We start from the raw sequence: 13,128 nt of genomic DNA on the forward strand, positions 1-13,128 counted from the left end.
TCGAGCCGCTTGGCCTGCTCGCCCCAGAACCCCTCGGGATCCTCGACCGACTGCTTGTAAAGCTCCTCGTACCGCGCCGCATCCACATGCGCGTTGCGAACAATCTCGTCGGACGGTGCGAATGTATCTTTCATCTTGTCCTCCTCCTGACGCCCAAGGTGGCGCTTCTCCTACAAGAGAGACCTCACCGCCCCCGATTTCAAGTCCGCGGCCGCACACGGCGGCCGCGAAGAAGGATCAAATCGCGAGATATTCGGCGCGCAGCTGCTCGTTCTCGAGCACCTCGGCGGCGGTGCCGTCGTAGACGATGGAGCCGGTGTCGAGGATGATCGCGCGGTCGGCGAGCTGCAGGGCGCGCACGGCGTTCTGTTCGACGAGAATCGTCGTCATGCCCTGTTCCTTGATGTGGCGGAGCGTCTTCTCGATCTCGTCCACGATCACGGGGGCGAGGCCCTCGTAGGGTTCGTCGAGCAGCAGCACCTTGATGTCACGCGCCAGCGCCCGGGCGATCGAGAGCATCTGCTGCTCGCCGCCCGAGAGGGTCACGCCCTCCTGGTTGCGGCGTTCGCCGAGGCGGGGGAAGAGTTCGTAGAGCCGTTCGATGGACCAGCCGATGGGCGGCGTGATCTGGGCGAGCTTGAGGTTCTCCTCGACCGTGAGGCCGGGGATGATGCGGCGATCCTCGGGCACGAGGCCGAGACCCGCGCAGGCCGCCTGGTGCGAGGACATGCGGTGGAGCGGCTGGTGGTCGAGCCAGATCTCGCCCTTCTGGACCTCGGGCACGCCGATGCGGGCGATGGAGCGCAGCGTGGTGGTCTTGCCCGCGCCGTTGCGGCCCAGCAGGGCGAGGATCTCGCCCTCGTGGACGTTAAAGGAGATGCCCTGGATGATGTAGCTTTCGCCGTAGTAGGAGTGCATGTCCCACACGGAGAGGAAGGCCGGGGCGGTTTCCGCCATGTTGGCGTTCTTGGAGAAATCGGGACGGACGTTCATGTCGTGATCCTTGTCTTGCCCGCCTCAGGCGGCTTCGCCGAGGTAGGCTTCCTTCACCTTTGGGTGACCCTTGATCTTCTGCGGCTCGTCCTCGACCAGAGGCGTGCCCTGGGCGAGCACGGTGATCCGGTCGGCGAGCGAGAAGACCACGTGCATGTCGTGCTCGATGATGCACATGGTGATGCTGCGCTTTTCCCGGATCTCCTTGAGCAGGTCGATGGTGTTGTTGGTGTCGGCGCGCGCCATGCCGGCGGTGGGTTCGTCGAGCAGCAATAGCTTGGGCTTCTGGATCAGGCACATGGCCATCTCGAGCCGCCGCTTGTCACCGCGCGACATCGAGGCCGTGTGCATGTTGCGCTTGTCGAGCATCTTGACCTCTTCAAGCATGGTCTCGGCCTCGTGGCGCAGGTCGGTCTCGTCCTCGACGCTTTCGAAGGCGTGCAGGCGGAAGGCGCCGTCGCGCTTGGCCAGCAGCGGGATCATGACGTTTTCCATGACGGTGAGATCGCCGAAGATCTCGGGCGTCTGGAACACGCGCGAGATGCCCATCTGGTTGATCTGGTAGGGCTTGCGGCCCAGCACCGACTGGCCGTCGAACATGACCGAGCCGGTGTCGGGGATGAGCTTGCCCACCAGGCAGTTGAGCAGGGTGGACTTGCCCGCTCCGTTCGGCCCGATGATGGCGTGCACGGTGTTTTCCTTCACCGAGAGGTTCACGTCGCTCAGGGCCTTGAGGCCGCCGAAGCGCTTGTTGACGTCCTTGACTTCGAGAATGCCCATGGATGCGCTCCTTTACTCGGCGGGTTCGGTGGTGGCGGACTTGCGGTCGTCGCTCCGGCGGCCGCGAACGGCGCGGGCGATGCGCTGGCCCGCCTCGACGAGGCCACCGGGCAGGAAGATCACCACGGCCATGAACATGAGGCCGAGCGTCAGGTGCCAGCCCTTGCCGATGAAGGGATAGACGATGGTGACGATGAAATCCTCGAGCCCGTCGGGCAGGAAGGCGAACCAGCTGTGCAGGATGTCGCCGTTGATCTTGGACAGGATGTTTTCCATGTACTTGATCAGTCCGGCGCCGAGGACGGGGCCGATGAGCGTGCCGACGCCGCCGAGGATGGTCATGAGGACGACCTCGCCCGAGGCGGTCCAGAACATGCGCTCGGCCCCGGCGAGCGGGTCCATCGAGGCCATGAGGCCCCCGGCAAGCCCTGCGTACATGCCCGAGATCACGAAGGCCGCGAGCGTGTAGGGGCGGGCGTTGAGGCCGGTGTAGTTGAGCCGGTGCTGGTTCGACTTGATCGCCCGAAGCATCATCCCGAAGGGCGAGCGGAAGATGCGGATCGCCATGTAGAAGGAGATCAGCATCACCACCGCGCAGAAGTAGTAGCCCGCCGAGAAGGTGAAGACCCAGTCGCCGAGCACGAGGTCGGCGGTGCTGCGCATCTCGAGCCCGAAGAGCCCGGGCACCGGCAGGTTGCCGCTGTCGCGCGCCGCGTCGAGGATGCGCGGGTCGTCCTGCGCGAGCTGCAGGCCCGTTTCGCCGCCGGTGATGGGGGTGAGGACCGAGTAGGCCAGCGCGTAGCACATCTGCGCGAAGGCAAGCGTCAGGATCGAGAAGTAGATCCCCGAGCGGCGCAGCGAGATGTAGCCGATCAGCAGCGCGAAGAGGCCCGAGAAGACCACTGCCAGCAGGATCGCGGGCAGGACGTTCATGCTCAGCAGCTTGAACATCCAGACGGCCGAGTAGCTGCCCACCCCGAGGAACGCGGCGTGCCCAAAGGAGAGGTAGCCGGTCAGCCCGAACAGGATGTTGAAGCCGATGGCGAAGATCCCGAAGATCACGAAGCGCTGCATCAGGTCGGGATAGCCCGCGTTGAACTGCGCCATGCCGGAGCCGCCGGGGAAGGGGTTCAGGATGAAGGGCGCGAAGACGACCAGGGCCGCGACGATCAGCAGAAGGGTGGTGTCTTTTTTACCAAGACCGAGCATGGATCAGTCCTCCATCACGCCCTTGCGGCCCATGAGGCCACGCGGACGTGTCAGCAGAATGAGGATGGCGACCAGGTAGATGATGATCTGGTTGATGCCGGGAACGAGGTCGATGACCTCTTTCATCGAGGCGAAGCTTTCGAGGATGCCGAGCAGGAAGCCCGCCAGGACGGCGCCGGGCAGGCTGCCCATGCCGCCGACCACGACCACGACGAAGCTCAGGACGAGGAAGTCCATGCCCATGTGGTAGTTGGGCGGGTTGATGGGCACGTACATGACGCCCGCAAGGCCCGCGACCGCGGCGGCCACACCGAACATGATGGTGAAGCGCTTGTCGATGTTGATGCCCAGTAGCTGTACCGTCTCGCGGTCGGCCATGCCGGCGCGGACGACCATCCCGAAGGTGGTGAACTGCAGGAAGGCGAAGACCCCGCCGATGATGACGGCGGCGAAGGCGAAGTAGACGAGCCGCCAGTAGGGGTAGATGATCTGGTTGGCCTCGAAGCCCAGCAGGACGCCGAAGTCGAAGCTGCCGCGGAAGGCGTCGGGCGCGGGCGTCGGGATCGGGTTGGCGCCGAAGAAGTACTTGATGATCTCCTGCAGCACGATGGCGAGGCCGAAGGTCACGAGGATCTGGTCGGCGTGGGGGCGCTTGTAGAAGTGCTTGATGAGGCCGCGTTCCATCACGACGCCGACGAGGATCATCACCGGGATCGCGAAAAGGATCGACAGCGGCACGGCCCAGTCAATGATGGTGGCCCCGGCGGCTTCTCCGAAGAAGTCCTGCACGTAGGGCACCTGCACCTTGAGCGGATTGCCGAGAAAGTCGGTCCGGCTTTCGTCGATGATCGTGTGGCTGAAGGTCAGGATGCGCGACAGCGTGACGGCGCAGAAGGCGCCGATCATGAAAAGCGCGCCGTGCGCGAAGTTCACCACGCCCAGCGTCCCGAAGATGAGAGTGAGCCCGAGCGCGATCAGCGCGTAGGCCGAGCCCTTGTCGAGCCCGTTCAGGATTTGGAGGATGATAGCATCCATGATCCTACCCCTTGCGGTCGGATGGAAGGAAAAGAGCAAGGCCCGCAAGCGGGCTTGTCGGAGGAGATGGCAGTTGGGGCAGGGCACATGGCCCCGCCCCCGGCACCCGATTGGGGGTCAGGCGCCGTTGTTGCAGTCGCCCAGTGCGCCGCCCGCGAACTGCGGGTGATCGGGCGCGTAGGTGACCTGGTCTGCCGGAGTGACCTCGACGATCTCCAGAAGGTCGAATTCCGAGGTCGGGTTTTCCTTCCCGCGCACCACGAGCACGTCCTTGAAGCACTGGTGGTCCTCGGCGCGGTAGAGCGTCGGCCCGTTGCCGAGACCGTCGAACTCGAAACCTTCGAGCGCCTCGGCCACGGCGCAGGGCGCGAAGCTGCCCGCGCGCTGCACGGCGTCCGCGTAGAGCAGGGTCTGCACGTAGCAGGTGTGCGCGGCCTGCGATGGCGGGAAGCCGTACTTGGTGCCGAAGCTCTTGACGAAGGCCTGGCTGCCCTCGTCCTGCAGCGACCAGTGCCAGTTTGTAGAGCCGAAGATACCCTTCACGTTCTCGCCCGCACCGCGTGCCATCAGGCGCGAGTAGAGCGGCACGACGATCTCGAACTGCTTGCCGTTGGCGGTGGCTTCGCGCAGTCCGAACTGCACCGCGTTGGTGAGCGAGTTCACCATGTTGCCGCCGTAGTGGTTCAGAACCAGCACGTCGGCGCCGGACTGGAGCACCGGGGCGATGTAGGAGGAGAAGTCGGTCTGGGTCAGCGGGGTCTTCACCGCGGCGACGGTTTCCCAGCCCATGGCCTCGGTCGAGGAGCGGATGGCTTCCTCGGTGGTGTAGCCCCAATTGTAGTCGGCGGTCAGGTGATAGGCCTTGCGGTCGGTGCCGTAGGCGTTCTGCAGCACCGGCGCGAGCGCCGCGCCCGACATGTAGGAGTTGAAGAAGTGGCGGAAGCCGTTGGCCCGCTTGTCCTTGCCGGTGGTGTCGTTGGAGTGGGTGAGGCCGGACATGAAGATCACGCCGGCTTCCTGGCAAAGCGCCTGCACGGCCACGGCCACGCCCGAGGAGGAGCCGCCGGTGATCATGATGGCGCCGTCCTTCTCGATCATCGAGCGGGCGGAGGCGCGGGCGGCGTCGGATTTCGTCTGCGTGTCGCCGGTGACGTATTCGACCTTGCGGCCGAGGATGCCCGAGCCGTCGAGCTCCTGCGAGCTGAAGGTGGGCAGCATGCCGCCGTCGCCGCCGCCGTTCAGGTGTTCGACGGCGAGTTCGTAGGCGCGCAGTTCGTCGGCGCCCTCGTCGGCATAGGGGCCGGTCTGGGGAACGTTGAAGCCCAGCGTGACGCTGGAGTCGCCCGGGGCGTTGGTGAAACCGCTTTCCTGTGCGCGAAGATAGGTGGGCACACCGAGCGCGGCGCCGGCGATGGCCCCGCTGCGCAGTACGCCACGACGCGTCAGATTGCTCTTGGTCATGGAATTCCTCCCTTGGTGTAAGGCGGTCCCCACGCTCCTCTTCGTCGGGACCAGATGCACCATCGTGCAAAGTCAGTATGGGCGGTGTATAGAAAAGCTGGCAACAACTCCCTTTACACGCATGATTTTTTTGTCAAAGACTGAACAAGTCTCGCCGGGATGTGGTCAATGACTTTATGTCGCGGCGCAGAAAGGTCTTGAACGGGAAGGGAAATGCCGGGTGCCGCGTGACACGCTGACAGGCTCGAGAATCCGCGAGCGGCGCACCATGACGGGCATGAAGCAGGCCGATCTTGCACGCTCTGCGGGAATCTCTGCTTCGTATCTCAACCTTATTGAGCACAATCGTCGGAGAATCGGCGGAAAGCTGCTGCTCGATATCGCCGGCATCCTCGGGGTCGAGCCCGCACTTCTGACAGAGGGCGCCGAGGCTACCCTGATCGCCACCCTGCGCGAAGCGGCCTCCGACCGACCCAAGGCGGGGGCCGAGACGGACCGCGCGGACGAGTTCGCCGGGCGGTTTCCCGGCTGGGCGCGGTTGCTGGCCGAGGCCCACGGGCGCATCGCCGCGCTGGAGCGCAGCGTCGAGACACTGACCGACCGCATGGCGCACGATCCGCATCTTGCCGCTTCGCTGCACGAGATGATTTCGACCGTGACCTCGATCCGGTCGAGCGCTTCGATCCTGGCCGAGCCGGGGGATCTCGACCGCGAGTGGCGCGAGCGGTTCCACCGCAACATCCGCGAGGACAGCACGCGGCTAGCCGAGGCGAGCCGGGGGCTGGTGGCCTACCTCGAGGCGAGCGGCGATGCGGCGGCCGAAACCGGCGCACCGCAGGAAGAGGTGGATGCGGCGCTCGACGCGGTGGACCACCATCTGCCGCAACTCGAGGCGGGCGGCGCGCCGGAGGAAGTGGCGGCCGCGCTTGGCGAGGGACTGTCGGTCACGGCGCGGGCACTGCTGGAGGACTGGTGCCGCCGCTATGCCGCCGATGTGGCGGCGCTTCCGATGGCGCGCCTGGTGACGGAGATGGAGGCGCAGGGCCCAGACCCGGCAGCGCTGTCCGAGGTACTGGGCGCCGATCCGGCGCTGGTGATGCGACGGCTGGCGGCACTGCCGCGCGAGGTCATGGCCGACCGGCTGGGGCTCGCGATCTGCGATGCCTCTGGCGTCCTGATCTTCCGCCGTCCTTTGCCGGATTTCCCGATGCCGCGCTTCGGGGCGGCCTGTCCACTCTGGCCGCTTTACCGGGCACTGGCGCGCCCCATGGTGGTGGTCTCTGCCCCGCTGGCGCAGCCGGGGCGGGCGCCGACGCTCTGGGCCGATGCAGTGGCGGTGCCGCGCGACGGGCCGGGGCGCGGTCGCGATCCGGTGTGGCAGGCGCACATGCTGATCCGGCCCATCCCGCCCGAGCCGCCGACAGCGGATGCACCGCAGGAAGTGGGCGTCGATTGCCGCATCTGCCCGCGCCAGGACTGCCCGGCACGCCGCGAGCCGTCGATCCTCGGTGGCGCCGGGCCATCACGCTTTTGACAGGCCGGAAGGGATTGGCCATAAAAGTCATGTCCGTATGACACGAACCGGCGAAACGGCAGGGCGCGGACAATGGGGGGAGAGGGATGAACGGCCATGTGCTGCTTATCGAGGACGAACCGAATATCATCGAGGCGATCAGCTTCATCCTGTCGCGGGAGGGGTGGCGCGTGGATACCCATTCGCAGGGCAGTGATGCCGTAGAACACGTGCGCCGGACCGGCCCGGACGTGCTGATCCTGGATGCCATGCTGCCGGGGCGGTCGGGCTTCGACATCCTGCGCGACCTGCGGGACGACCCCGAGATGTCGGCCCTGCCGATCCTGATGCTGACCGCCCGCGGCCAGAGCAAGGACCGCGAGCAGGCCGAGCGCGCGGGCGTGAGCCGCTTCATGACCAAGCCCTTCTCCAACGCCGAGGTGCTGGACGCCGTCAGGGCGTTGTCGGAGGCATGAGCGACACCGGCGGCCCGCGCCGGACGCGGCCTCCGCTGTTTCTGGAGCGCCGCAGCTACCGCCGCCGCCGCCTGATCGACGCCGCCCGCCTGCTGCCGGTGCTGGGGCTGATGCTCTGGCTCGTGCCGCTGCTCTGGGGGATCGGCGGTCGGACGGTCAGCGCCTCGGGCGCCGGGATCTACATCTTCGCGATCTGGGTCCTGCTGATCCTGGCGGCGGCGGTCTTTGCCATCACGTTGGGCCGGAGTGCCGGGAGCGCGCGCGAGGTCGATCCCGAGACGAGAGCCGAGGAGGAGCGCCCGCCGTGGTGACGCTCAACACGCTCGCGGCCTTCGCGCTGGCCTACGTGGGGCTGCTCTTCGGCGTGGCCTTCGTCGCCGAGCGGGCCGCGCGGCGGGGGCGGGGCCGGTGGCTGCGGGCGCCGCTGGTCTATACGCTGTCGCTGTCGATCTACTGCACCGCCTGGACCTTTTATGGCGCTGTCGGGTCTGCCGTGCGCACGGGGTTCGAGTACCTGACCATCTACCTGGGCCCGAGCCTTGTCATGATCGGCTGGTGGTGGGTGCTTCGCAAGCTGGTGCTGGTCGGGCGCAGCCAGCGGATCACCTCGGTCGCGGACCTGATCTCGTCGCGCTACGGCAAGTCGAACCTGCTGGGCGTGGGGGTCACGATCCTCGCGCTGGTGGGTACGACGCCCTACATCGCCCTGCAGCTTCAGTCCGTGACGCTGAGCGTGGGGGTCTTTGCCCACCCCGGCGAGGCGCGCGAGGCCGGGGATGCCACGGCGCTCTACGTGGCCATGGGGCTTGCGCTTTTCACGGTGATCTTCGGCACCCGGAACCTCGACGCGAACGAGCGGCACCACGGCGTGGTCATGGCGATCGCGGTGGAATCGGTGGTGAAGCTGACCGCGCTGCTGGCGGTCGGTGTCTTCGTCACCTGGGGTGTCATGGGCGGAATCGGCGGCACGCTGGAGCGGATCGACGCATCGGAGCTGGGGCAGGTGCGCATGGACGGCGGCCGCTGGGTTGGGCTCACGCTGCTGTCGGGAATGGCGCTTCTGTGCCTGCCCCGCATGTTCCAGGTCATGGTGGTCGAGAACGACAGCGACGCGCAGCTGCGCGTCGCGTCCTGGGCCTTTCCGCTCTACCTCATGCTCATGAGCCTCTTCATCGTGCCGATCGCGGTGGCGGGGTTGGAGCTGCTGCCCGCGGGAGCGAACCCCGACCTTTTCGTGCTGACCGTGCCGCTGTCGCAGGGGCAGGACGCGCTGGCGGTGCTGTCCTTCCTGGGTGGGTTCAGCTCGGCCACCTCGATGGTGATCGTGGCGGCCATCGCCGTGTCGACCATGGTTTCGAACCACATCGTCATGCCGCTCTGGCTGCGCACCCGTGGTCCGGGGGCAAGCGTGTCGGGGGATGTGCGCGACGTGGTGATGCTGTCACGGCGGCTGTCGATCATCGGCGTGCTGTTGCTCGGTTATCTCTACTACAGGACATCGGGCGGCGGCGCGGCGCTGGCGACCATCGGGCTGGTGTCCTTTGTGGGGATCTCGCAAGTGCTGCCGGCGATGCTGGGCGGGCTGTTCTGGCGTGGGGCGACACATGTCGGCGCGCTGGCCGGGCTGACCGTGGGCTTCGTTCTGTGGCTCTACACCTTGTTCCTGCCGAGCTTCGGCGAGGGGGTGATCCTGCCGCGCGCCGTCTTCGATGCCGGGCTGTTCGGGCTGGGCTGGCTGCGGCCGCACGCGCTTTTCGGGCTGGAGGGGCTCGACCCGCTGATGCACGCGCTGATGTGGAGCATCGCGCTGAATGCGGTGACCTTCTTCGCGGCCTCGCTGGTGAGCTTCCCCTCGCCGCTGGAGCGTCTTCAGGGGGCGCAGTTCGTGAGCATCGAGCTGACGCCCGGCCCGACCCGAAGCTGGAGCGGCGGACCGGCAGAGGTCGAGGACCTGATGATCATGACGCAGCGCATTCTTGGCGCGGGCGAGGCGCAGGCGCTTTTTGCCGCCGAGGCGCGGCGGCAGGGCTTGGAGGGCAACCTGCCCGATCCCAGCCCCGACTTCCTCGAGACGCTCGAGCGGAAGCTCTCGGGCTCGGTCGGGGCGGCGACGGCGCATGCCATGGTGGGCCAGATCGTGGGCGGGATGTCGGTCTCGGTCGAGGATCTGATGGCCGTGGCCGACGAGACGGCGCAGATGATGGAGTATTCCGCCCGCCTCGAGGCGCAGAGCAAGGAGCTTGCAAGGACCGCGGCACAGCTGCGCAGCGCCAACGACAAGCTGACCCGGCTCTCGGTGCAGAAGGATGCCTTCCTGTCGCAGATCAGCCACGAGCTGCGCACGCCCATGACCTCGATCCGGGCGTTTTCCGAGATCCTGAGGGATGGCGAGGGGCTGAGCGCGGAGGCTGCGAGCAAGTATGCCTCGATCATCCACGACGAGGCGCTGCGCCTGACGCGGCTGCTCGACGACCTGCTGGACCTGAGCGTGCTGGAGAACGGGCAGGTCAGCCTCAACGTGCGCAGCGGTTTGCTTTCGGAGCTTCTGGACCGGGCAATCGCGAGCGCGCGGTCGGACGAAGACGGGCAGGCGCTGCGGATTCTGCGCGATCCGGCGGCCGAGCGCGTCTGGATCTCGACCGACCTCGACCGGCTGGCACAGGTTTTCATCAACCTTGTCTCGAATGCGCGGAAGTATTGCGATGCGCCTGTTCCGGAGCTGCGCATTCGCGTGGGGCAGGCCGGCGGGCGGCTGACAGTGGATTTCATCGACAACGGGTCGGGAATCGCGGCGGAAGCGCGCGACGTGATCTTCGAGAAGTTCGCCCGCGTAAGCGACCGCGAGGCCGGCGGGGCAGGGCTCGGGCTGGCGATCTCGCGCCAGATCGTGACCCGGCTCGGGGGCGAGATCAGCTACCTGGCGGACGAGGCCGGCGCGGCTTTCCGGATCGAGCTGCCGCTCGATATCGCCATGGCGGCCCGGTGAATTCCCGGCAAGGCTAAAGCCCGCCTTAACCAAATCGCCTCCATAACCGGTCGAAGAGGCGGTGCATGACGGGCAATTCGGTTTCATGACAGAAGCGATGCGACAGGACGTTCTGGGTCAGAAGGCCCAGGCGGCCCGCCGGGCCTACGAGGCCCGTGCGATGTCGCCTGCAAAAGCTTTGCGACGGGCGCTTTCGCGTACAGCCGACCTGCTGTGGGACCTGGCATTGGTCACGCAGGGCGTCACGCAGGAGATGCTGGACCAGGACGGCGTGATCGAGGCGCTCCGCCCCGGCGAGCTGCTGCTGCTGCTCGACGGGCCCGATGGGGCCGTGGGCCTGGTCTCGATCGACCGGGAACTGATGACCGGCCTGATCGAGGTGCAGACGATCCAGCAGGTCACCCAGATTCCGATCGAGAATCGTCCGCTGACGCCCACAGACGCCGCCATGATGGCGCCGCTGATCGACGGCACGCTGGGGCGGCTTGTCGAGAATCTCGAGGGGCACCCGATCTGTCCGCAGCTCGACGGCTACCGTTTCGGCGCCATGATCGAGGATTCGCGCGGTGCCAGCCTGCTGCTCGATGCGTCGAGCTATCGGCTGTTCCGCGTGTCCATGGATCTCGCGCTCGGGCGGCGGCGGGGCGAGATGCAGATCATCTTCCCCGAGCGCGACCTGCGCAGCAGCAGCTTTGGTGCGCCCGATGCGCTTGGCCCCTACGAGAAGCGGGTGAAGTTGCTGCCGGCGAAGCTGGACGCGGTGCTGGCGCGGGTGCGCATTCCCCTGCGCAAGGTCCGCGGGCTGAAGCCGGGCGAGCTGATCCCGCTGCCGCCCGAGGTGCTCGACGGGGTCGAGCTGCTGGCTGGCGAGGGCAAGATCGTGGCGCGTGGCAGGCTGGGGCAGCTCAATGGGATGCGCGCGGTGCGCCTGACCTGGCCCGAGATGGCGGGCGGGGGCGAAGGGCCCGGTGATCTGCTCGATGGCGAGGGGTTCGAGGCGGAGGATGCCGCGGGTGGGCTTGCCGCACTGTCGGCGCCGGAGGAATTGGGCGGCGACTTCGATTTCGGAGGTGGCATGGACAGCGGTTTCGAGGCCGAGGAAACGCCCGATTTCGGCGGCTTCGGCGGGGACGAACCCGAGGAGCTTCCCGACCTGCCGTCGCTCGATTTCGACGGCGGCGGGGATTTCGACTTCTCGTCGGTGGATGCCGCGGGCGAGGGTGAGGGCGGGGAGGAACTCCCCGACCTCGGAGACTTCGCGGGCGGGTCGATGGATTTCGACTTCGAAGACTCCGACGACTCGTAACCTGCGAGCCTAGCGCCCGCCTGCAGCCTCGAGCGTGGGGCGCATGCCGGAGAGGTCGTAGCCGGCCTTCTGAGCGGTGGCGAGGATGTCATCGACCGGCATCTCGCGGGCCTGCGACAGTGCCCAGATGACGGTGCAGCGGGTGCCCGAGGCGCAGTAGGCGAGCACGGGTCCCGGGGCCTCGGTCACCATGTCGTTCTGGGCCGCGACGTTGTCGGGCGTCATGGTCTGGTGGGTCAGGGGCAGCACCTTGAAGGTGAGGCCCTCGGCCTCGACCGCCTTGCGCAGTGCCTCGGCCTGATGGCTCGGTGGCACTTCCGCGTCTGGTCGGTTGCAGATCACCGTGGTGATGCCGGCGGCCTTGATCGCGGGCACGTCCTCCACGGAGATCTGGGGCGATACGGAATAGCGGGGGGTGATCTGGCGAATATCCATGTCGTTACGGTTATTCAGCGGGGACCGCCCTGTCCAGTTGCCTGCGTGCTGCGGGGGCCATCAACATGCCTCCGAGCATCGCTGCGACGAAAATATAGAGCCCCGGGCCGCCATAGGTGAGCGAGGCGATGGCGGGGCCGGGGCAGAGCCCGACCAGCCCCCATCCGATCCCGAAGAGCACCGAGCCGAGGATCAGCTTGGTGTCGATCTCGCGCGAGGGCGGCGGGGGCAGTGGCTGACCGGTGAGGGCGGTCACGTGGCGGCGGCTCAGCGCCCAGGCGAGCCCTATGGGGATCATGGCGCCGCCCATGACGAAGGCGAGCGTCGGGTCCCAGTTGCCGAAGACGTCGAGCCAGCCCTGCACCTTTGCGGTGTCGGTCATGCCCGAGATGAAGAGACCGGCCCCGAAGAAGCTGCCGGAGAGGAGCGCGATGATGAGGCGGAGCATCAGATGACCCCCAGGAGGTGACGGAAGACCAGGACGCCGATGCCGCCGGCGAGGATGTAGCAGCCCGTGGCGACGAAGCCGCGGACCGAAAGCCGCGACATGCCGCAGACGCCGTGGCCCGAGGTACAGCCATTGGCGAGCCGCGTGCCGGTGCCGACGAGCATGCCGGCGATGGCCAGGACGGGCCAGTTGTCGGTGATGTGGGTGTCGACCACGCCGTAGAAGGGCATGAGCAGCACCGGCAGCAACACGACCCCGGCGAGAAAGATCAGGCGCTCGCCCGCCGTGCTGCGGCCCGAGCCGTCGATTAGCCCGCCGATGATGCCGGAGGCGCCCATGATGCGCCCGTTGCCCAGCAGGTAGATCGCCCCGCCCGTGCCGATCAGCAGCCCGCCGATCAGACCCCAGATCCAATCCATTGGCATTCTTGCGTTTCCTTGTCCGTTCGGGCCCAGTCCGCATCCCGAGAGGATGCGCGCCGCGTTC

At 67.0% G+C, this 13,128-nt stretch carries 14 protein-coding genes; 5 read left to right on the plus strand and 9 right to left on the minus strand.

Translation table 11 applies throughout. The features are described 5' to 3' along the window. From C8N44_RS24200 to C8N44_RS18300, 6 genes are all read right to left on the minus strand, one after another. On the minus strand, window positions 1–134 hold a 134-nt coding region (locus C8N44_RS24200; RefSeq protein WP_146178872.1), incomplete at its 3' end, for an acetyl-coenzyme A synthetase N-terminal domain-containing protein. Window positions 135–237: 103 nt separating this feature from the next. Beyond that, a complete protein-coding gene (locus C8N44_RS18280) occupies window positions 238–993 on the minus strand; it encodes an ABC transporter ATP-binding protein (RefSeq protein ID WP_107978225.1) in 756 nt (251 codons plus the stop codon). 24 nt (window positions 994–1,017) lie between these two features. Then, on the minus strand, window positions 1,018–1,773 hold the full coding sequence (locus C8N44_RS18285; protein ID WP_107978226.1) for an ABC transporter ATP-binding protein: 756 nt from the start codon (window positions 1,771–1,773) through the stop codon (window positions 1,018–1,020). 12 nt (window positions 1,774–1,785) lie between these two features. Next, window positions 1,786–2,982 (minus strand): branched-chain amino acid ABC transporter permease, encoded by a 1,197-nt coding sequence (locus tag C8N44_RS18290; protein ID WP_107978227.1) that lies wholly within the window; start codon window positions 2,980–2,982, stop codon window positions 1,786–1,788. A 3-nt stretch (window positions 2,983–2,985) separates the two neighbouring features. After that, on the minus strand, window positions 2,986–4,017 hold the full coding sequence (locus tag C8N44_RS18295; protein WP_107978228.1) for a branched-chain amino acid ABC transporter permease: 1,032 nt from the start codon (window positions 4,015–4,017) through the stop codon (window positions 2,986–2,988). Between the two features lie 117 nt (window positions 4,018–4,134). Beyond that, window positions 4,135–5,478: a substrate-binding protein gene (locus tag C8N44_RS18300; RefSeq protein WP_107978229.1), complete on the minus strand. Its 1,344-nt coding sequence runs from the start codon at window positions 5,476–5,478 to the stop codon at window positions 4,135–4,137. 220 nt (window positions 5,479–5,698) lie between these two features. Between C8N44_RS18300 and C8N44_RS18305 the strand changes: the two genes are divergently transcribed. The 5 genes from C8N44_RS18305 (at window position 5,699) to C8N44_RS18325 (ending at window position 11,759) form a co-directional block, all read left to right on the plus strand. Next, window positions 5,699–7,012, plus strand: coding sequence for a helix-turn-helix domain-containing protein (locus C8N44_RS18305; RefSeq protein ID WP_107978230.1), 1,314 nt, complete (start codon window positions 5,699–5,701; stop codon window positions 7,010–7,012). A gap of 86 nt (window positions 7,013–7,098) precedes the next feature. Continuing rightward, window positions 7,099–7,467 (plus strand): response regulator transcription factor, encoded by a 369-nt coding sequence (locus tag C8N44_RS18310; RefSeq protein ID WP_107978231.1) that lies wholly within the window; start codon window positions 7,099–7,101, stop codon window positions 7,465–7,467. Then, window positions 7,464–7,778 (plus strand): hypothetical protein, encoded by a 315-nt coding sequence (locus C8N44_RS18315; protein WP_107978232.1) that lies wholly within the window; start codon window positions 7,464–7,466, stop codon window positions 7,776–7,778. The genes C8N44_RS18310 and C8N44_RS18315 overlap by 4 nt, the downstream gene beginning before the upstream one ends. Beyond that, window positions 7,772–10,453, plus strand: coding sequence for a sensor histidine kinase (locus C8N44_RS18320; protein ID WP_107978233.1), 2,682 nt, complete (start codon window positions 7,772–7,774; stop codon window positions 10,451–10,453). Before C8N44_RS18315 ends, C8N44_RS18320 begins: the two co-directional genes overlap by 7 nt. Before the next feature lie 97 nt (window positions 10,454–10,550). Next, window positions 10,551–11,759 carry a flagellar motor switch protein FliM gene (locus C8N44_RS18325; protein ID WP_244641122.1) on the plus strand — a complete coding sequence of 403 codons (1,209 nt, stop codon included), beginning with the start codon at window positions 10,551–10,553 and terminating at the stop codon, window positions 11,757–11,759. 9 nt (window positions 11,760–11,768) lie between these two features. Here C8N44_RS18325 and C8N44_RS18330 read toward each other — a convergent pair whose 3' ends face one another. The 3 genes from C8N44_RS18330 to C8N44_RS18340 are packed head-to-tail and all read right to left on the minus strand — an operon-like array spanning window position 11,769 to window position 13,067. Then, on the minus strand, window positions 11,769–12,194 hold the full coding sequence (locus tag C8N44_RS18330) for a protein tyrosine phosphatase family protein (protein WP_107978234.1): 426 nt from the start codon (window positions 12,192–12,194) through the stop codon (window positions 11,769–11,771). A 10-nt stretch (window positions 12,195–12,204) separates the two neighbouring features. After that, window positions 12,205–12,642 (minus strand): DUF6691 family protein, encoded by a 438-nt coding sequence (locus tag C8N44_RS18335; RefSeq protein WP_107978235.1) that lies wholly within the window; start codon window positions 12,640–12,642, stop codon window positions 12,205–12,207. Next, the gene (locus tag C8N44_RS18340) at window positions 12,642–13,067 is read right to left on the minus strand and encodes a YeeE/YedE family protein (protein WP_107978236.1); all 426 of its coding nucleotides are present in this window, start codon (window positions 13,065–13,067) and stop codon (window positions 12,642–12,644) included. The genes C8N44_RS18335 and C8N44_RS18340 overlap by 1 nt, the downstream gene beginning before the upstream one ends. Between the last annotated feature and the right edge of the window lie 61 nt (window positions 13,068–13,128).

The organism is Allosediminivita pacifica, assembly GCF_003054175.1.
GTDB lineage: Bacteria > Pseudomonadota > Alphaproteobacteria > Rhodobacterales > Rhodobacteraceae > Allosediminivita > Allosediminivita pacifica.

Excerpts from the sequence above, each read along its gene's own strand:
- C8N44_RS18280 (WP_107978225.1), bottom strand. The coding sequence starts at position 993 with ATGAACGTCCGTCCCGATTTCTCCAAGAACGCCAACATGGCGGAAACC.
- C8N44_RS18285 (WP_107978226.1), bottom strand. The coding sequence starts at position 1,773 with ATGGGCATTCTCGAAGTCAAGGACGTCAACAAGCGCTTCGGCGGCCTC.
- C8N44_RS18290 (WP_107978227.1), bottom strand. The coding sequence starts at position 2,982 with ATGCTCGGTCTTGGTAAAAAAGACACCACCCTTCTGCTGATCGTCGCG.
- C8N44_RS18295 (WP_107978228.1), bottom strand. The coding sequence starts at position 4,017 with ATGGATGCTATCATCCTCCAAATCCTGAACGGGCTCGACAAGGGCTCG.
- C8N44_RS18300 (WP_107978229.1), bottom strand. The coding sequence starts at position 5,478 with ATGACCAAGAGCAATCTGACGCGTCGTGGCGTACTGCGCAGCGGGGCC.
- C8N44_RS18310 (WP_107978231.1), top strand. The coding sequence starts at position 7,099 with ATGAACGGCCATGTGCTGCTTATCGAGGACGAACCGAATATCATCGAG.
- C8N44_RS18315 (WP_107978232.1), top strand. The coding sequence starts at position 7,464 with ATGAGCGACACCGGCGGCCCGCGCCGGACGCGGCCTCCGCTGTTTCTG.
- C8N44_RS18325 (WP_244641122.1), top strand. The coding sequence starts at position 10,551 with ATGCGACAGGACGTTCTGGGTCAGAAGGCCCAGGCGGCCCGCCGGGCC.
- C8N44_RS18330 (WP_107978234.1), bottom strand. The coding sequence starts at position 12,194 with ATGGATATTCGCCAGATCACCCCCCGCTATTCCGTATCGCCCCAGATC.
- C8N44_RS18335 (WP_107978235.1), bottom strand. The coding sequence starts at position 12,642 with ATGCTCCGCCTCATCATCGCGCTCCTCTCCGGCAGCTTCTTCGGGGCC.
- C8N44_RS18340 (WP_107978236.1), bottom strand. The coding sequence starts at position 13,067 with ATGCCAATGGATTGGATCTGGGGTCTGATCGGCGGGCTGCTGATCGGC.